Source organism: Sphingobacterium alkalisoli (assembly GCF_005049105.1).
Taxonomy (GTDB): Bacteria; Bacteroidota; Bacteroidia; order Sphingobacteriales; family Sphingobacteriaceae; genus Sphingobacterium; species Sphingobacterium alkalisoli.
Genome location: NZ_SUKA01000006.1, coordinates 240,698 through 260,518 on the forward strand (window position 1 = coordinate 240,698; position 19,821 = coordinate 260,518).

Here is a 19,821-nt window from a genome sequence, read left to right on the forward strand (position 1 = left end):
CACGAGCAATACAAAGATATAGGCCATTTTGCGAAAGCCATCTAGGTCATAATCATACGCTCAAATCATGTGTAATCGAAGTTTAATAATACATGGAGCCTGTTAAAATTTAATTGCGGTTTTTTTTTGCTGAAAAATTATTAAAAACTAAATATATACAATAAATAAAATGGAGTTATCAACGACAATTTCAATAATAATTTCACTTCTTATTGGCGTTGTTATTGGACGGTATTTTTTACAATTACTGTTCAAGAAGCAAGAACAAGCTGCCAATCTGAAAGCGGAAAGTATTATTAATGAGGCTGAAAAACATGCCGAACATACCAAGAAACAACGTCAATTGGAAGCTAAGGAAAAGTTTCTTCAACTTAAGGCAGAGCACGAAAAAGAGGTTAATCAACGTAATAATACGGTAGCGCAGAAGGAAAACAGCATCCGTCAAAAAGAGCAGTCTATAAACCAAAAACTAGAAACTTTAAATCGAGAAAAACAGGAGTTGGATGTCAAAAGTAAAAAATTGGAACAACTCATTGAGGTGAATGAAAAGAAAAGTGAAGAGGTTGATCAATTGAAGAATCAACATATCCAACAATTGGAAACAATTGCAGGGCTGACTGCCGACGAAGCTAAAGAGCAATTGGTGTCTTCACTACGAGAGGAAGCCCGCTCGCAGGCTATTATGCAAATTAAAGACATTGTAGACGAGGCAAAACTAACGGCATCTAAAGAAGCTAAAAAAGTAGTTATACAAACTATTCAACGTACAGCTACGGAATCTGCAATTGAAAATACCGTTTCTATTTTTAACATCGAAAATGACGAAATCAAAGGACGTATTATCGGTCGGGAAGGTCGTAATATACGTGCCCTCGAAGCCGCAACCGGGGTTGAGATTATTGTAGATGATACACCTGAAGCTATTATTTTGTCGGGATTTGATCCGGTACGTCGGGAAATCGCCCGTTTATCGTTGCATAGACTGGTTACGGATGGTCGTATTCACCCAGCTCGTATCGAAGAGGTAGTGGCTAAGACGCGTACGCAGATCGAGGATGAAATTGTTGAAATTGGGGAGCGTACGGTCATCGATTTGGGTATCCACGGCTTGCATCCCGAATTAATTCGTATGGTAGGGCGTATGCGTTACCGTTCTTCTTACGGTCAGAATCTGTTGCAACACTCGCGCGAGGTAGCAAATTTTGCTGCAACTATGGCGGCGGAGCTAGGGTTAAATGTGAAAATGGCTAAGCGTGCAGGTCTTTTACACGATATTGGTAAAGTGCCTGATGATAATCCAGAACTGCCGCATGCGATATTGGGTATGCAATTGGCCGAAAAATATAAGGAACACCCAGATGTTTGTAATGCTATTGGAGCCCATCACGATGAAATAGAAATGACATCCATGATTTCTCCTGTTGTACAGGCCTGTGATGCTATTTCTGGTGCTCGCCCGGGTGCACGTCGCGAAGTCGTTGAAAGTTACATCAAGCGTTTGAAGGAACTAGAAGCACTAGCCTTATCGTATCCCGGTGTAGAGAAAACTTTCGCCATCCAAGCTGGCCGCGAGTTGCGTGTCGTGGTAGAGTCGGAACGTATCAGTGATGCAGCGGCAGAAGTACTAGCTGCCGATATCTCTAACCGTATACAGACGGAAATGACTTATCCAGGTCAGATCAAAGTGACGGTCATCCGTGAAACGAGATCGGTTTCGTACGCGAAGTAATTTGCTTTTATACGTTATTTAAGAGGGGATCTTCTATGTTTGTCATAGGAGATCCCCTTTTTTTATATGATTATGTTTAGGTTATGATGTTAATAAAAATGAAGGGTTTTCTTAAACAAATTTCTTTTCGCCTCTTTCGCCGGCGCAGAGCGACTTCTTTTCCTTTGATGAAAAGAAGCAAAAATCAGGGCAGTATCGTATTTGTCGTTTCGGCGACGCAATGATGCAGCGCGCAGCTCTTAGGCCTCCATCGCTTTGTCCCAAGCCAAAGGCTGAGACCTGTTTGGAAAGTACAAACTCGAATCTTTCTGCATCACATCATCTGCTGCCTACTCGTCCAAATCCGCTAAGGCCATATTTTTTCAATTCAGCAGAAGCATAAAGTAATATTTAAGATAAAGCACTATCGTTACATACCCGACAAATGTCGCCTTGGCGGGTCGCCAATAGTAGGAATAGTGATCCGTTATGGCGAGCCGGTACAGCGACGAGTTTTGGACACTTTTGCGGTCAAAAGTGTAGACCCGTCGCGGTCCAAGCGACAAAAGAAAATTGAATAAAAATACCTCGAAGGTGATGGAGGATGTCTCAATCGGTATACCGTTTGTCGTATTCGTGATGTAGTTTAGTACGATCAGGATGGAGGATGCCTCAGTTGGTACTTATTCTACGATCACATTTATACCAGCCATGCTCGCTTTATACTTTATCTTTTCGATCAAACCGTAATAACTCCAGTTGCGCAACAGGAATTCATCCTCCTTAGCTACTTCCTCTTTATTTGTTTGGTTAACCAATAGTAGGGTGCCTGCTTCGGATTTTACACATATATCTATCAGCCTGCGACTATAGAGATGCAGACGACTATCTACGTAGCGTTTTTCCTTCTCGCTGAAATGCTCCAGACTTTTCAGCTTTTTCTTGCGGCCATGACCACCTTTGTTGAAGGCGGCAGCTTTTTGTATACGGTGCCTTGCAGCCTGAATGGCCATACGACGGTATAGAAACTCCTCTTTATTTCCGATTTGGTAGCTGTCCTTATCAATAGATATAGTAATTGGATGTTCTACGGATAGCGATGCTTCAGCAATGATATGTTCTTTTAGTTCGTGTTGCTGTTTTGGTAGCTCAAGAGCTAATAGCAAAAAGATTTTTCCCTTTACAATCTTTATGGAGCTAGTACAGATTTTGATTTGGCCGACCAGTGCTCTCTGTAGCAGTACTCTTTTATCCGATCGATCTTTTCCCAAATAGGTGCGAAACGGCATCTTGAAGAGTGTCAGTTTAAACTCCCGTCCTTTCTCGTCATTATTCAGTTTTACCTGATCCCCGGAAAAAGGGATTGGCATATCCTTCTTATAGTTTCTTAAAGACTTTTCGCCCTTCCAGTATGCCGATCGTTCTGCACTAAACAGCCTGTTCAAGGTCATGTTCATTGCGGAAATAATATTTGACGGTAGTTTTCCTTTAAAATATAGCGATAGTATGCGGTATGTCGTATTCATTTTCGAAGAAGTGAATATGCCGTCCGGATCTTTTTTGAAATCAGCCAATTTTACCTTGATGTCGTCCCGCAAGTAGATCAAGTCTTTAATCTGTTCCTGTATATACTGATGTGTCAAAACCATATTGGATCCACGATAAACCATATCCTGCCATTCGAATAGCTTTTTGTAATACTCCGAACGTTGCTCTTTATCTTCGCAATCTAAGTAAATTTGGATTTTCCTTGTTAAAATGATGGTATCTTTTTCCATAATACTCTCTCTTATTATGCTGTTTTCTTTGCGGATTTGATTTTCGCATGCGCTTGTACAAACAGTTGCTTGACCATAGACGGGTTCAACTGCAGTGCTTCCGAAATTTGTCCAAAAGATAACTGCAGTTCATAGCGCATGTGAAAGATCTCTGCCTGTTGGTCATTGAACTCACCTTGGAGAATAATCTTTGACGGGCTATTCAGCAGTTCCATTTTCTGCGAACTGTTGAATACCGAACGAAGTGTGTCTATCGTTTTCTCCACCTGTAAGCTCACCTCGTAGTCGGATATACCACCCAGATAATAGGCAATACGTTCATAGTTAAAGCTGTATTTTAAACAGAGTTTGATGAACAGCTGCTGCTGTTGGTTAAGGATAGGCAATACCTTGTTGAGTTTGTCAAGCCGTTGCTGTTTTTCTTCCTCGAGTTTCTCCAAATAGATCAGGTCCTCTTCTTCTTCCTCCTCTTCTTCTATTTCATAGCCGAGCAGAAACTCTTGATAATCTTCTATGCTATCCAACTGCAACAGGCTCCGGTGGAATCTATTTTGTGTTTTGTTGAAGAATGCATGTATAGCTAATTTAACCTGCGTTTTTAAAAAGATTAGGATACCTTCTGTATCCTTAGCATGTCTGCGGAATAACCATAATCGCAATAGTACTTCCTGTGCTATACTTTTAGCCGCACAGTCATCTTGCGTAGCGCGAAATGTTCTTGCAAAAAGATACCCGTAAAAGCGCTTGTAGAAAAAATTCAACCCCCGTTCGTCTCCTTGTTGAAGTAGGGATACATGTTTTTCGGTTTGATGTTGTTGTAAAGTTTTATTCATAATCAACGTTTTGGTTAAACACCTACATAGATCTCGGCCGGCCTGACGGATTTTTGCGGCAACCGAGATCTTGTGATAGGCTTATTTTAAAGCTGCATAGAACGTTGATGTATTGGTATTGATTGGTGATTGTTACACATACCTTTCATATTAATCAAAAACCGACCTCGTTGTGAATACTTTCTTGGTTGAATACATATTAGTAAGTAACCACTCGAACGCGGAGAGAGCCCAGTTGTGTATAAAATATCTGTTGTTATCAATAAAGAGTAAGCCCACCTCTATCGCATATACATGTATTGGGGCTCAGCGCGTGAGAAACTAGTTGTGTAAACTATTTTCCCTACAAATAAGGTGACCTGAAGGTGACTAGATTGTGTACCTAAATTTCGGATTTACAGCAGCCCTTTGCGTACAATAAACTATACAAGTACAAGCATATCACAATAAGACCCACCCTTTGCGTATACCCGAGCTGTAATCTATCGCTCTGTTGCAATTAATAGTATTTAGTGAGTGACTTTTGTCCTCACCCTACGGCGTCACAAGCAGCCTCAATGTTATTTAATTTAATAATTTTATCAACAGGGAGCCATCCTTTGTGTATTCAGTTTGATCATATCCATGCGTTTTAGCCCGAAAAATTCGCTTAGGATATCATAATTTTTTCTAGGGAAATTGACGGCTTGTTGTGTAAATTGTTCTAAACGAGTAAGCGGACGCGTTGTGTATACCTATCTCATTGAAATAGTTTAGAAAAATTTATGTTAGATGGGAAATTAGCGGTTTTGTTGTGCCTATTGAAGTTCTCACGCCTTAATTGTGTAAACTTTCTGATTGCCAGCTAGAATACGACAAGATCTCAGATTTCGTTACGAGGTTATTGTGTATTCTTTTTAATACCCTATGTAAAAAAAGTGTTTTTTAAATATTGTCAATCGGAACGACCAAGCACATTGTATATCTCAAAAAGTATTTGGTGAGTGACCTTTATCCTCACCTTATGGCGTCACAAGTAGCCTCTATATTTTCTTTTATAGTATTTTCTCTTCTTAATAAAGTGTAAAATTTTGTGAACGAGACTGTTGCGCATACCTTCGTTAAATTTAATGAGTGGCACGACGAAGAACATTGCGAACTCCCAAAAACAAAGGATATTTAGTGAGTGACTTTTGTCCTCACCCCACGGCTTCACAAGCAGCCTCATTATACAGTCAAAAATGCTTTTGGCTTTTTCCTTTTGATTTTTTAATTTTCAATACCAATACGTCAAAGAACATTCAGCTATTGCTGTTCGTTACAATAATCCGTAACTTTAAGCCAAAGTTATTTGATTATATTTTATTTTTTGGTTTGGTATTGTACCGATTTACCGGTAAAAAACCAAACGGTAATTTTCATCGGTTATGAATACTATTTTTAAAGAAAAAAACGACACCATGCATATCGGTCATAACATCAAGCGCATCCGTGAAATCCAGGGTATTAAACAGGAAGCCTTCGGCCAACTTTGCCGTAACAGGTATTCGCAACAACGCATTTCAGATTTCGAAAATATGGTTGCTCTGGACGAGCCTCTTTTGGAAGAGCTAGCTGCCGCACTGGGCGTGACTCCCGAATTTGTGCAAAATTTTAAAGATGAGAACGTAATCTATAATATACAGACTAATCAGGATACCAGTTCAAGTAATCAACAGTATAATCAACCAACAATTCATAACGACGGGGCAGATAAACTGGTAGCACTATTGGAGAAGTTTATTGAAGAGGACCGTGTCAAAACTCAGTCTATTGCCGAATTAAGCAAAGCCGTATTGGATCTAGCCCATGAGGTCAAAAAATTGAAGGAGGGGAAGTAAATAAAACTACCACTACTTTCACAAAGTAAACGAGAAAGCCACCGATCAGGTGGCTTTCTTGTCTTTAGCGTCTATTTCCTGCCTCACATTTAGGTCTACTATACCCATATTTTCGAAATTAATTTGATAAGGCGATTTCCATGTCCATGCATCAGAAGCACTTGCTTCGCACAATTATAAGAATACGAGGTGTTATACTATCTCCTTCAGATTGTATTTATAACATATTACACTATATGCCAATATATAATTATTAATATTTTTTCTTTTTTATTTAAAAAAACACTATATTAGTAATATATTATGCTATTAACCTAAGGGGATTGAGCACGAGTTGTCAGATGGTCGCCAATTTCCATTTTATCCGAATACATTTACAGAGTGGTATTGCTAGGCAGGAGTCGATAAAGTGATGTTGGGGCATCTCCATTTCTCATATTAAACCATTATCAATACCCTAATATGAAAAGATACGCATTATTATTTTCTGTTTTCCTATCGTTTGCGCATATAGCACTGTGCCAGGATTTTGTTAAGGTTCCGGTAAGCCCCGAAGCCTCTGCGCTTATCAAGCAGACCGAATATCCGGTCGATCTCAGCCGGGGTCTGGTCAACATCAGTATCCCCCTTATGGAGATGGGGATCGGAGACCTGGTCGTACCAGTTGCGCTCAGCTACCATGCGGGCGGATTCCGGAAAGACGAACGGGCGACCCGTGTAGGGCTGGGCTGGAGCATGAGCTGTGATCTGCAAATTAGCCGTGTCATCAACGATAAGGATGATTTTGGTGTAAAAGGGTATGTCAACAATGAGTTGATCAAAGGGGCGGAAGGTTATTTGAACGACTTTCCGGCCGATAATTCTTATATTAACGGTAACCTATACCAGATGTATTTTCAAGATATGGACGGAAGCCCGGATAAATTCAGCTATAGCCTATTAGGTAAATCAGGGACTTTTGTGGCGCAGAAAGATTTCTATGGCACAGGATACGAATTTGTGACCATCCCGTATGACAATATGAAGATCAGTTTCAGTGACGGCGAGTTTACGGTCGTGGATACAGATGGTACGGTTTATAAATTTGGCAGAAAGAACAGTGAAGTGGGGCCGCTGAATGTGAGTGACGAAAGTGTGCTCCAGCATCTGATCGAACTGACCGGAGGGAGTATCACGACCTGGAAGTGCCATAAGATAATATCGGCAAAAGGATTCAACGAGATTACATTCCAGTATGAGAACAAACAGGTCGAGTATGCCGGAAATTCGGATGATGAAGTGGTGGTGTACAAGAACGAATCGTACCATCCTTCAAACCAGGACTGGTTTGAAGGGAACAATATGAACATTTCTCCCTGGACAGACTGGTATCAGATACTGCCGGCAAAGGATTATAAAATAGGACATCTTTCCAAGCCACTAATCGAAGAAAGGTACGGCGGATATTCCGATCATGTTGTTTATAAGATACCGTATTATAATTATACGACGGGAAATCTTGATTTCAAGGCCGTCGATGATCAAACGGAAAACAACTATTCACATTCGCAGATCAGGGGACTTTCACTCCGGAAGATAATAACCAGAACAGAATTTATAGAATTTCTGGGAGCGGATGAAATGACCAAAATATTACGCAAAAGATCCAATGGCACATTAATCAAGACCGTGGATCTCTTTGCCTCATCGGCTTCTAGTTATAGCGAAGGCTACCCGATGCCCACCCGATACCTTGATTCGCTCCACACTTACGGGGCAGACACACTGGCCAAAGAGCGTTATGGCCTCCAATATTACAGCAAGTTTGTGTTTGGAAGCTATATGAAGGGGACAGATATGTGGGGATTTGTAAATGATGTAACGTTTGATGCCGCAGGGTATTATCAATACAATCTCGGTACCATTCCCCGTCAACAGCTTCCTGTCGGCAGTTACCTGAATAATGCAAATCAGGTCATGGTTACCAATACCACTGTCCCCATAGGACATCATTCTTCACAGCATCTTTTGCACCCGGACCGCACAGGTCTGCTAAAAGGAATGTTAAAGTTTATTGTATATCCCACAGGGCTTTTTACCGAATTCGATTATGAACCCCATCAGTACCGGGAAAATTATTCGAAAGAATATGTATCTCAATCCGTCGCCGTTGAAGCGGGAGGACTCCGTATCCGTACCATCAATTACGGCGACCTCAACGGTAACAGGTTCATCAAGCAGGAGAATTATGTTTACGGTCTCCATGAAGATGGGACCGGCGTGGCGCTTGTTAAACCGCCCCGTTCCAAGGCCCATCGGGCGATGAACTTTGTGGGCATCATATCCGATCCGACCTACCAGGTGTATTACAGTAGGAATATGCATACCCCTCCAAATGCATATGGTGTATATATCACGATGGATACCGTGTATCGTTACCGGAGCGGAAACTATCATAACTACACGATGCCCAATGGTTCTCCGGTGCATTACAACCATGTAACAAGGTATGTGCAGGATTACGGACAGGGCAACGGTAAGACGGTATATGAATATTATCCCCCGGACCATTACATGGATCCTTACGAACGTGCGCTTTTTGCCGAGTACAAAGTGCCCGGCTTCGACGTGGGATATCTGAAGATTCCCTACACGATGGGCCTGCTGAAGTCCGTAACAGTATTCGGTAGGCATACCGATGCAGCACAGCGATTTAGAAAATTAAACCAGAAACGGTATGCCTATACCAAGTATCAGAACGGCCTGGTCATAAGAACGGCGCTGGCGCGTCCCAAGTATATTTTCCGTGCGCTGGATAGCAATGCGCCCTATAGCGATGATGTTTATAATTACGATCCGTATAACCCGGCATCTGGTCTGGGGCCGGGATATCCGTATGACCTTTTTTATCGTGCGCAGTACAATATCCATTCGGGGCGAATGCTGCTGGAGTGGGAAGCCGAGACCAGCTATGATGAGCTGGGCGATTCGGTATCCACAGAAAAAAGTTATGGCTATGCCATGCTGCCCTATATGAAACCATCTTCGGTGCAGACGACGGATAGCGAAGGGCGTACGGTGCTTACAAATAGCTGGTATAGCTATGATTTCAACGATCCGCTGAATCTCGCCTTAAAGAACAGAAATATACTGGATCCCGTCATCGAAACTTTAAAGCGTATAGATAATGAAGAAATCCTTAGGACCAAAGTGGAATACGGTGAACACAATATGCTGAATACGTTTTATGCACCCAAGCGGATATGGGAATCCAGTAACGGCGGGGCTTATCGTACGGTGGGGGCCTATGAACTGTATGACGCCTATGGAAATATACTGGAATATCGCGGGAGGGACAGCATTCCGGTAAGCGTCGTATGGGGGTACAACAATACCCGGCCGGTGATCATGGCCCGAAATGCACATTATTCAACAAATCCATACCGTACACATGCCACCATAAACAATCCGGCCTCCCATTCTGCACTGCATAATTTCCTGGTTTCAAACCACGGAACGATGTACGGACAAAACAGTTATGTGAAATACTTCACCTACGACTTTAACGGCAACCTCATGACGCTCACAGATGAAAAACTACTGACCTCACACTATTCCTACGACGGTCTAGATAGGCTCAGGGAAGTGAGGGATCACGAAAACCGTATAATAAAGACCCATGAATACAGTTTCTTCAACTGGACCTCCACCGGGGGGATCCCATCCTTTAGCCGCCCGGTAATGGAATCCATCGGATGGCAAGGGACGGTATGGCACCTGTACAATTCGGTGTTCTACGGAGGAAAAACGTTTTCGAGCAATATTGAGTCGGCGACTGCACAAGCTAGGGAAGAATTATTGAACGCCTCTTATTATAACCTCGATTATTCCGACACTACGCTGTATATCAAGGAATCCCCGGGCAATCCATTTGTGGAGATAGAATTCGTCAATGTATTCCATTCCTATTACTACGACTATCCAAAATACGCCTATGTGGATCTTGTCCAGAATGGACATGTGGTGGTGTCGCGGAAGCTGTTCTTCAATGATGTTTATGATTATCCGATCAGCAGCTTGACCTTGCGCGTACCGGCCGGTACGTATACGCTGAGTTTCCGGGTCGATCCGTCCACCAAATATGAGGACGGCTTCTTCGCGAACTTTGAGATAGACAACAGGACAACGAGCAGTTCATCGGTCGTCCAGCACGGGAGCAGCTATACTTTCGCAACGGGGAATTCATACGAACTCTGGCTTACCAATTTTTAGTACAGGGCGATGAAGAACAACATGCAAACCGATAAGACTATTCAGCTATGAAGATCGACAGAATCCTTTCCCTTCTGCTGGCCACCGTATCCGTATTTTTGTGGAATGGTACACAGGGACAGACCAGCAATCAAAATTATACCGTGGAGACCGTCACACGGCGTCCCTATAGCAGCGCGGCATCCCTAACGGGCAAGCCCGTGGATTCGGTGAACCGGATGGTCCGCTACTATGACGGTATCGGCCGCCCCCTGCAGGAGATACAGTGGCAGGGCAGTACGGCAAAGAAGGATATTGTACAGCACATAGAATACGATGCCAACGGCCGTGAGAGTAAAAAATATTTACCCTATAGCGAGCAGACTGCCAACAATGCTTCCTTTGTGGCGGCGGCCGGGAATAGACAGGCAGCCTATTATGCCGGTAGCGGGAGCTGGGATACGCACGTGAAGAAGACCGCATATCCATATACCAGGACAGTCTTTGAAAATAGCCCGTTGGACCGGTCGGTACAGACCGGGTTTCCGGGGCAGATCTGGCAGCCGCTGTCGGATACCATCGCGGGTTCCGGCCATACGGTGGGCATGGAGTACAGCTTCAACGGTACCGGTGAGGTGGGGCTCTGGAGTATGTATGGCAGTTCAGGTGTGGCAACGTCCGGCGACTATCCGCCGGGAAGACTTATCAAGACGACAAGCTATGATGAGAACAATCCCCAGAGGATCAGAGCAGGATCCATTGAGGAATTCCGTAATCTTGAGAACCGGGTGGTGCTTCGGCGGATATGGCAGAGCAGCGCGCAATCTCTGGATACCTATTATCTGTACGATCGGTCGGGCAACCTGATCTATGTGATCCCTCCCGGCGTGACCGGTACGCTGGTTTCGGAAGACTTTAGCGGAGATCCCCATGATGTTGCTTTCCGGGAATATGTCTATGCGTACAGATATGACGGGCTGAACCGCCTTGTGGCAAAAAAGATACCGGGCAAGGGTTGGGAATGGATCGTATACAATACAAATGATCAGGTCGTACTGACACAGGATGCCCTGCAGCGTAGCAGTGGGAGATGGACCTATCGGAAGTACGATGTACTCGGCCGCGAAGTATCCACGGGCATCTATACGAATCCGGCATTGAGTACACGGGAACTCGCCCAGTCTGCAGTTGAAGGTGTAACCCTGAAATGGGAATCCCGTCAGGATTCGGTCTACAGCAACACAGCCTTTCCCACTACGGGATACGTACCACATCTGGTCAGCTATTACGATAACTATGGCTTTGAGGGCGCCTATAAGCTTCCCGCATCGGGCATCTCCGGGAGCGGTAAGGTCAAAACATTGCTCACAGGGACGAAGGTGTATAAGGACGATGGAACATCCCCGCTGCTGACAGTAAATTATTATGACGACCAGGGACGGTTGATCCAGTCGGCCGGGCAGAACCAGTTTACCGGAGGTACCGATTATATTACCAATACCTACAATTTTCCCGGAGAACTGCTGACCAGCACACGTGTACATAGACCATCGGCATCCGGAACTGCGACGACCATCGTCACGACCAATAGCTACGACCACGTCGGCAGATTGAAGGAGACCAGAAAGAAGGTGAACACGCAGACGGAGATCGTGCAGAGCCAGCTGGTGTACAACGAGATCGGACAGCTGAAGCAGAAGAACCTGCATGTAAACGGAGCGACCAACCAGCAGGAAATATATTATACCTACAATGAGCGGGGCTGGACCACAGGGATCAACAATCCGAATGTGCTTACGGACAAACGCCGCTTTGCGATGCAGCTCAACTATGCCAACAATCCACAGGCGTACAACGGTAACATCGGTTCCATCGTGTGGAACACCAAGGTAACAACCACGCAAACGCAGACCCCGTTGCAGAGCTATATCTATACATATGATCCGCTCAACAGGCTAAAGAAAGCCGCCTACAGCGCCACGGGCAAGAATAATTTCTTCAACGAAGAGCTGGCCTATGACAGTATGGGCAACATCGATACACTACGGCGCAGCAGCGGTAGTACAGGCTGGTACAACCACTTTAAGTACAGTTACACCGGTAATAGATTAAACGGCGTGGCCGATGCCGGGACAGCAGCAAGGGGTAATACGTTTACCTATGATGCCAATGGCAGTGCGATCACGAATAGCCGGCTGGGTATTACGAATATCGAATATAATTATCTAAATTTACCCAGGAAGTTCGTTAAGGGAGCCCAGCAGCTGCTATACACCTACGATGCCACGGGCAGGAAACTGACCAAGCAGCTGGGCACTGGCGTGACACAATATGTGGATGGGATCCAGTATAAGAACGGTGTTCTTGAGTTCATTCAGACGGAGGAAGGGCGCATCCTTCCCAATGGCAGTTCTTTTATTTATGAGTATTTTCTCAAGGATCATCTGGGCAACACACGTGCCATCATAGACCACACGGGGGCGGTTAAGCAGATCCAGGATTACTATGCCTTCGGTATGGAGATGAATACGGGCGCAGGCCTGAATTCAGCGATAAACCTTTATAAGTACAGTGGGAAAGAAAAGCAGACGGAGATAGGACTGGACCAGCTTGACTTCGGAGTGCGTTTTTACGATGCGGAGATAGGTAGGTGGAGCGTGCTGGATCCCCTGGCGGAAGCGGGTTTTGAGATATCTTCCTATACCTATGCCTTTAATAATCCGATACTTTATACAGATCCTGACGGTATGTGGCCCGATCTTCCAGACTTGTGGAAGAAATTTACGAATCTGTTTAGCACTAGAAGTAGAACAAGTGTTCCTAACGGCAATGGTAATCAGATAGATTACTCCATTGACCTTGAACCTATTGATTTAGCAGGGCCGAAGCGGGATCCTGTTTCGGGATTTTGGGGTAATGTCGACTATTACTTATTAGGAGGGAATTCCCATGATGGATACATGTATGATCGACAAGGGAATTCAACCGGCGTTGTTCCAATTGCAGGGATAGCACCGAGCCCTGGCATGATGAAAGCCAGCCCTAAAGATGTGCTCCAGATAGTAAATAGTATTAAAAACTTTCTTACTGCAACTAAAACTGTAGGTACTGCACTTACAAAACAATCTGTTATACAAGGATTCAAGGTTTCTAATCATGCGTGGAGAAAAAGTGGTTTAGGTAGAGGGGCTACAGAAGAATTAATTAGTGGGGTGATTGATGGGGCGAAAAAGGCTGGTACTGTTGTGCCGGAAGTTGGAACAGGTCAATTTGCTGGACACGTAATAAAAGTGTTTAACCATAATGGAATAAAAGTAGCTGTAGATGAGACCGCGAAAGTAATAATGAGCATAAGACCTGAAAAGGGTTTTTACTTACCGTAAAATATAAGAGTTATGAAATACGAATATGATAAAGAGGTTGACGGACTATATATCTGGTTTGTGGAGGATATTGAAGAGGAGAAGGGTAATTTTGAAAAAGAGATTTGGCCAACAGAGTTAAAAGATGAAATAGGTTTACTGTTTGGGAAGAATGGAGTATTAATGGGGTTAGAAATTATGCCTGCATCGAAATATTTTGAGCAGAGCCGCTTGGAGTGTTTTGACCAAACATAGAATGGAATTTCAACTTAGAAGTAGGGGCTTTTAACGGGCTGTTTGCTGTTCTTGCTGCCGAAGTTTACCCTCTTCAATCTATCCTAATTGGAAAGATTTATTAGAATGATATGTTGTTAGAGAAATATATATATAAATTACCACTGTTTAATATTCCTTTTTGCGATATAAAATCTCTTGAATCATTTGATCACAGATATATTTGTTGTAGTGCAATTTCAATAAGAGATTTCATGAAACTAGATACATTTCTTGTTGATGTGTATAATGTGTTTGATAATGATATAGACAATGTAGACTTATTGACACGAGAACTGTTATATGGTGGAGTTGTTTCATATAGTTTGCCAACGCGAGGGCAATTAAAGTGTATCAAAGTCAAGAAATTTAATATAGAACTTTCGGCGGAAGATTTGCCTGATTTAAAATATAGTCCCAGAGATATTTACTCTAATGAAGGTAAATGGTTTTATATGGATAAAGGAAATTACCATATTTTAGCAGGTATAAAATCACAATATGACTACGTCAAGCATCTTGAAGGGATTGAAATATATGCGGAGAATATCCTTCGTTTGAGGGTGGTCTTTGAACTATTGAAGACGAATGTAGATCTAGGGACAACAAATTTAACAACTGAAGAGTATCTTGACATTGGTTTTATGGTTTTAAAATCAGATCCTACAATGGTACGCTTTGATGACGAAATGATAAGAAATTCTGTTAGTAATTGGTTGCCAATAATATTAGCCATGCCTCTATATTCAAAAATACCGATTGATATTCGAGGGAGGAAACTTAGTTGATTAAAATGGATCCCAATTTTTTCAGATTTTGTTCCATAGTCGTGCACACAACATTGGGCAACACGTAGGGTAATTCGTCCTAGAAACTTATACGATAAAATATTTCAGCAAAATTATTTTATGAAATTTGCTTGTTACTGATTTTTAGAAATCTAATAGTTCATTTGGATTCAGATCTAACGAATAGAAATAATATTATCTTTTTTAAGGAATTCTTAGGAGGTGAGTTTACCTTCGGACAGGAAATTATTTTTAGTTGCTTTCGCAAAGAAAGTTTAATAGATATTCCTGAACTAATGAGCATCGAGCATGATTCGATGAATCTGTTTAATAGCGAAAACCTCTATATAATTGAGGAATTTCTTAGGAAGCGGATTTTCAGATGTAGCGTACATAAAAGGATCGGGAGGAGACACTTTAATAAAAGAAAGTATCTTCGAAAGGGGCACGTTCCGTTGAAAGATATCAAGGTTGGAAGGTGGTTTGCTGCACCTCTGGACGGTAGAAGAAGGGGGGCTTACCGTTTGAGTTCTATCAAAACTTTAATCAGTTGCGAAGACCTTCGAATATAATACTTAAAAAAGTATTTTAATATGTTTAACTTTTGGAGAAAAAATAAAGACAAATTGGAGGAAAATAGAAGGGAGTCATTTGCAATCATTTTGGCTAATACTGCTAAAATTCTAGAAGAGGCCGATTTGTTACAACATGCGGAGATAGTTAGTAATATTGCTAAGGCATTATGTATAAAAGACGATAAAGAGTTTATTAAGCGTATAAATGGGATTGAAATGTGGGGCGGGTCGGGAGCTGTGTGGGAAGTTTATATAGACAATAAGGGCGCTAAAAAAGAGTTTGAAAATGAAATGATTCGATTAATTGACTTAATGGAGGATGTTGGTATTCTAGGAAGGGGAATAAAGCCTATTCGAAAGATATTCATAAATGAATCCATAAAGTAAGTTTACGGCTTAAATCTACTGCTAATATGTTTCGATTTTTAAAGAATAAAAGCAAGTTTGTACAAGATTGGGAAAAGCAAACATTTAAAAAAATATTTGAAGACCTGGGCGTTGAATTCGATACTTTTAGTAAACAGATGCAATATACCCAAAAGATTAAAATGGATGAGACTAGCAAGTCTTGTTTTTATAGCTTGATTTACCCAGTTTCGTTTTACAAAGATTTTGAAAACAGACTTGATACAAATTTTAAGATAGAAAATATTAAAGTACATAACTTGAAAAATAAGGAATCGATGTTTATTATTCTATATTTCGCAAGTAATATTTTTCTAGCATACTCCACCAGTTTGGCAAGGAGTAAATTTGAGTTTGATTATAAGAATATTGATCTGAGTGGGATAAAAATTGCCATGTGGGGGGATACAGAAGGCCTGCAAGTGCTAGAACTTTTAACCAAAGAAGAAGAGCATTACGTGAATTCCGGAGATATCTATATTTCAAAGATTGAGGGGAAAGAATATTTTCATTTAAAAGAGCTGGAAGATGGGGATTTTGTTGGGATAGATAAGGACAGTAACGTCTTTGTAATTACACATGACCCTTTGGAGGTAAAGCCTTTTGAAAGGGGGAAATTGTTGGACGTCTTGAAGTCCTCAAGTGATGGTCATGATGCCTAGGACAGGGGTAAGCACGTCTTACCTGTACGAGGCGACGGGATCGAAACTGTACAGGATAGCTACTATCGGTGGCAGTACGCATAGCGGGACTACGTAGCCGGCATCGAGTACCGTAAGCCCGGAAGTGCATCGAACAGCATCCAGATGGTTTATACGGAAAGAAGATTATCTGCAGCGCAATCCCACTGATAATCTCTCTTTGTACCGTTATAACCTGACGGATCATCTCGGCAATGTCCGTGCCATGCTAAAACGTGCAAGTGGCGCGTAGGGGAGATGATCTAAAAACAGAACTACCATTAACGGGCAAGACGAAAAACCGTAAAACCATGCCTGGGTTTGATATTGTCATTTAGGCCATAAAAGGGGAAGCTGAACTTGCGGATTATATCAGCTTGAATTATAAAGATAATAATATGAAAGTTATTAGAAGGATCTTTGGAAATTTAGATACCAAGGACAATAAAGATTTTATAGAGAAAATTTTTAATACCTCTTTTGAATGGGGTTATTTTATAAAGGATGTTGATGAGAAGTCTCAAGAATATAAGCAAGTTAGAGAGGTTATAACTAAAAATGGTTGGCACGATTCTGTAATTGGTACTGAGTTCTCAAAGCAAGAGGTTTATAACGCGGAAATTTTATACTTTGTAGGAGCTAGGGCATTTTCATATCCAGAGCCGCAAAGTCCCTCGTTTTTAGAATCAACTTATTTCGATAGTTGTAAAGAGTGTGGTATATATGGTGAGCAGAAGGCTGACTTTGCAATAAAGAAACAGCCGATTTTAGGTTCTGGCGGATTGGGCACATTACACTGGGTATATGATGAACTTTTTAGCACTTACGAAGTCTACAAAAATTATTTTGAAGGTTTAAATATGGATTTCAGACCTGTTAAACTCATGAACAAAAAGGTGTCAGCTGAAAATATAGTTCAATTGATTATACCTTTACACAATACTAGTTTAGAGATGGCTAGGTTTGAAAGTTCATCATGTGAAGTTTGTGGCAGAATTAAATATTCTCCAAGTATACATGGTTTTTTTCCATTGCCAAAAGGAAATTCCTTTCATATTACTAAAACTAATGAATTTTTTGGCAGTGGGCATTCTGCTTCTCATAGGATTTTGGTTAGTAACGAAATGATGCAACAAATGATTCAACATAAGATGGCTAAATATCATCAATTTGTGCCATGCAAAGCCGAGTAAAGAAAAATAGGAACAAATGTAGAAGCGTTATCAATGTCGATTCGCTATTTTAGAATAAAAATTATACTTTTCTCCAATATTTCAGCACCTCGTCAATGGATTCCTTTTCAAGCATTGCGTGTCGCGTGCTGCATAGTATCTTCTTTGTTCGAAATATCCGTCATTGATCCGCCGTTTCAACAGATCGAGCAAATCTTTGTTGGTTTTTCGGGTGCTGCCTTTTGGCGCATTTTTCTTCTTCCAGATAATGCGTGTACCTTCGCCTTTGGGAGAGTAGTCCGATATGGGCAATATCGATACACTACGGCGCAGCAGCGGCAGTACAGGCTGGCACAACCACTTTAAGTACAGTTACACCGGTAATAGATTAAACGGCGTGGCCGATGCCGGGACAGCAGCAAGGAGTAATACGTTTACCTATGATGCCAATGGCAATGCGGTCACAAATAGCCGGCTGGGTATTACGAATATCGAATATAATTATCTAAATTTACCCAGGAAGTTCGTTAAGGGAGCCCAACAGCTTCTATACACCTACGATGCCACGGGCAGGAAACTGACCAAGCAGCTGGGCACTGGCGTGACACAATATGTGGATGGGATCCAGTATAAGAACGGTGTTCTTGAGTTCATTCAGACGGAGGAAGGGCGTATCCTTCCCAATGGCAGTTCTTTTATTTATGAGTATTTCCTCAAGGATCATCTGGGCAACACACGTGCCATCATAGACCACACGGGGGCGGTTAAGCAGATCCAGGATTACTATGCCTTCGGTATGGAGATGAATACGGGCGCAGGCCTGAATTCAGCGATAAACCTTTACAAGTACAGTGGGAAAGAAAAGCAGACGGAGATAGGACTGGACCAGCTTGACTTCGGAGCGCGTTTTTACGATGCGGAGATAGGTAGGTGGAGCGTGCTGGATCCCCTGGCTGAAGAGATGAGAAGGCATTCGCCTTACAATTATAGTTTTAATAATCCTCTACGTTTCATTGATCCAGATGGTATGGGGCCAGAGTCTATACATTTAGATAAGTATGGAAATGTACTTGGGAATTTTGATGATGGAGATGATGGTGTTTATGTACATGAAGCAGCTAAGACTTTGGACGGTTTTCTTCAAGGGGGATGGATGAAAGACTATGATCGGTTAACAAATACCTCAGCAGGAGGTAAAAAGATTGGAGAAATAGGTGGAGAGATTAATGTAGATGAAATTTACGCTAATGTTTTGGATAAAAATACCTCTGAGGCAAATGATATTATAAGTCCGTTTGAATTTAGAGATAGAGTTAGAAATAGGGGCGTTTGGGATTTTAAATCGAACAAAGGAACTATTTTTGGTTTGGGCAATGATGGGAAAACCCAATTTGTGTATCAAGGCATCAAGATGGAATCCCAAGATATAGGTAATCACCATTTTGGCGCTGTCGGAAAAGCATACGGATTATTCTCTGATGAACTCATGCTTAGACAGGCTGGAGATGCTCAAATGGCAGCTGGTACATCCCAAGTTCAGTGGCAAAAATCCACGAGAAGAATTATAACAGATGGTTCTGGTGGCGTAGTTGTTCAAAAATCCTTGATAACTCCTTATGGTGATGACCCAAGAGATCAAAAATGGATTAAAGCAGGCTTCAGATATTATGAAAAGAAAAAATAGATTAGGTTTGGTTCTCTTGACAATTGTATTTGTTGCAGTTGCTTTCGTTATTTATAAAATGTCAACTTTCACCTTATTTGATAGTGAGGTAAAACGTCTAGTAGAGTTTGATGTTCCTGGACAGGAATACAAATTGAGGGTATATCATGTCCCATCAAATGCTACAAGCCTTGATTATATTCAGATTAGGAAATTTAAAAGCAATAAAGAGGATGTTCTTGAAAACTTTGAAAGATACGATTCACTAGTATCTTATTTGGTGTCTGATACATCGTTGGAACTAAGGATGATTAATACTGTGCAAATGAAACCAAGAACGGATACACTAATGTTAAAATTGAAATAGCTTTTGTTTATATTATAACAAAAGCCCGATCTTTATCGGATTGGGCTTTGTTGTATATCTACAAAGCGACAATGCTCTTAAGCTTTGCTGCTTTTATAAACGCATCGATTGTAGCGAATACGTGTGCC

The 19,821-nt window shown here is 41.8% G+C and carries 13 protein-coding genes; 11 read left to right on the top strand and 2 right to left on the bottom strand.

What is annotated here, in order from left to right; translation table 11 throughout:
- Positions 1-169: 169 nt before the first annotated feature.
- Entirely contained in the window at positions 170-1,729 is a 1,560-nt protein-coding gene (rny, locus tag FAZ19_RS18365) for a ribonuclease Y (RefSeq protein ID WP_136822215.1), read from the top strand.
- A gap of 662 nt (positions 1,730-2,391) precedes the next feature.
- Here rny and FAZ19_RS18370 read toward each other — a convergent pair.
- Complete coding sequence (locus FAZ19_RS18370; RefSeq protein ID WP_136822216.1) at positions 2,392-3,486, bottom strand: hypothetical protein; 1,095 nt, start codon at positions 3,484-3,486, stop codon at positions 2,392-2,394.
- Positions 3,487-3,500: 14 nt separating this feature from the next.
- Complete coding sequence (locus FAZ19_RS18375; protein WP_136822217.1) at positions 3,501-4,319, bottom strand: RNA polymerase sigma factor; 819 nt, start codon at positions 4,317-4,319, stop codon at positions 3,501-3,503.
- Between the two features lie 1,406 nt (positions 4,320-5,725).
- On the opposite strand from FAZ19_RS18375, the gene FAZ19_RS18380 reads away from it, so the two are divergent.
- The 10 genes from FAZ19_RS18380 to FAZ19_RS18425 all read left to right on the top strand — a co-directional run bounded on the left by FAZ19_RS18380 (position 5,726) and on the right by FAZ19_RS18425 (position 19,693).
- Positions 5,726-6,178: a helix-turn-helix domain-containing protein gene (locus FAZ19_RS18380; RefSeq protein WP_136822218.1), complete on the top strand. Its 453-nt coding sequence runs from the start codon at positions 5,726-5,728 to the stop codon at positions 6,176-6,178.
- 462 nt (positions 6,179-6,640) lie between these two features.
- Positions 6,641-10,429 carry an RHS repeat domain-containing protein gene (locus FAZ19_RS18385; protein ID WP_136822219.1) on the top strand — a complete coding sequence of 1,263 codons (3,789 nt, stop codon included), beginning with the start codon at positions 6,641-6,643 and terminating at the stop codon, positions 10,427-10,429.
- Positions 10,430-10,476: 47 nt separating this feature from the next.
- On the top strand, positions 10,477-13,791 hold the full coding sequence (locus FAZ19_RS18390; RefSeq protein ID WP_136822220.1) for a DUF6443 domain-containing protein: 3,315 nt from the start codon (positions 10,477-10,479) through the stop codon (positions 13,789-13,791).
- A 12-nt stretch (positions 13,792-13,803) separates the two neighbouring features.
- The gene (locus FAZ19_RS18395) at positions 13,804-14,025 is read left to right on the top strand and encodes a DUF2283 domain-containing protein (protein ID WP_136822221.1); all 222 of its coding nucleotides are present in this window, start codon (positions 13,804-13,806) and stop codon (positions 14,023-14,025) included.
- Positions 14,026-14,258: 233 nt separating this feature from the next.
- Positions 14,259-14,831, top strand: a complete 573-nt coding sequence (locus FAZ19_RS18400; RefSeq protein ID WP_136822222.1) for a hypothetical protein — start codon at positions 14,259-14,261, stop codon at positions 14,829-14,831.
- A gap of 593 nt (positions 14,832-15,424) precedes the next feature.
- Positions 15,425-15,793: a hypothetical protein gene (locus FAZ19_RS18405; protein WP_136822223.1), complete on the top strand. Its 369-nt coding sequence runs from the start codon at positions 15,425-15,427 to the stop codon at positions 15,791-15,793.
- A 26-nt stretch (positions 15,794-15,819) separates the two neighbouring features.
- Positions 15,820-16,473, top strand: coding sequence for a hypothetical protein (locus tag FAZ19_RS18410; RefSeq protein ID WP_136822224.1), 654 nt, complete (start codon positions 15,820-15,822; stop codon positions 16,471-16,473).
- 416 nt (positions 16,474-16,889) lie between these two features.
- The gene (locus tag FAZ19_RS18415) at positions 16,890-17,684 is read left to right on the top strand and encodes a hypothetical protein (RefSeq protein ID WP_136822225.1); all 795 of its coding nucleotides are present in this window, start codon (positions 16,890-16,892) and stop codon (positions 17,682-17,684) included.
- Between the two features lie 283 nt (positions 17,685-17,967).
- Entirely contained in the window at positions 17,968-19,347 is a 1,380-nt protein-coding gene (locus FAZ19_RS18420) for an RHS repeat-associated core domain-containing protein (protein WP_136822226.1), read from the top strand.
- Positions 19,331-19,693 carry a hypothetical protein gene (locus FAZ19_RS18425; RefSeq protein WP_136822227.1) on the top strand — a complete coding sequence of 121 codons (363 nt, stop codon included), beginning with the start codon at positions 19,331-19,333 and terminating at the stop codon, positions 19,691-19,693. The genes FAZ19_RS18420 and FAZ19_RS18425 overlap by 17 nt, the downstream gene beginning before the upstream one ends.
- Positions 19,694-19,821: the final 128 nt, after the last annotated feature.